This window comes from Arthrobacter sp. ZGTC131 (genome assembly GCF_002929275.1).
GTDB lineage: Bacteria > Actinomycetota > Actinomycetes > Actinomycetales > Micrococcaceae > Arthrobacter.
The window spans coordinates 1-548 of the sequence record NZ_PJIK01000095.1; the positions used below are offsets into that span (position 1 = coordinate 1).

The 548-nt window shown below is 65.5% G+C and carries 1 protein-coding gene; it reads right to left on the reverse strand.

Translation table 11 applies throughout. The features are described 5' to 3' along the window. The coding region (locus CXQ90_RS21850; RefSeq protein WP_146068974.1) for an ABC transporter ATP-binding protein at window positions 1-548 on the reverse strand (548 nt) is incomplete at both ends.

Here is a 548-nt window from a genome sequence, read left to right on the forward strand (position 1 = left end):
TGCATCACGACAAGCTCCGAGGCGCGTTCGGCTGCGAGCCCAAGGTCGTGCGTGATGAGCAGCACCGAGGTTCCCAGCTCCTCGGTCATTTTTCCGATCTGGTCCAGGATGGTCCGCTGCACCGTGACGTCCAGGGCCGAGGTGGGCTCGTCGGCAATCAGCAGCCGCGGCCGGCAGGCCAGTCCAATGGCGATCAACGCACGCTGACGCATGCCGCCGGAGAACTCATGCGGATACTGCTTGGCGCGCTCCGCGGCGTCCGGCAGCCCGGCTGCCGTCAGTACCTCGATGACCTTCCGGTCCACATCCTTGGACGTTGCCATGCCGTGGACCAGCAGGGTTTCCGCAACCTGGGTGCCAATCTTTGTGACCGGGTTCAGGTTGGACATGGGGTCCTGGGGCACCAGTCCAATGGACCGTCCCCGGATGGCACGCATCTTCGCCTCGGGCAGGCCCACCAGTTCCGTGCCGTCGAAGCGGATGCTGCCCTCGGCCACCTTGCCGTTTCCGGGCAGCAGGCCGATGACGGCCATGGCTGTGGTGGATTT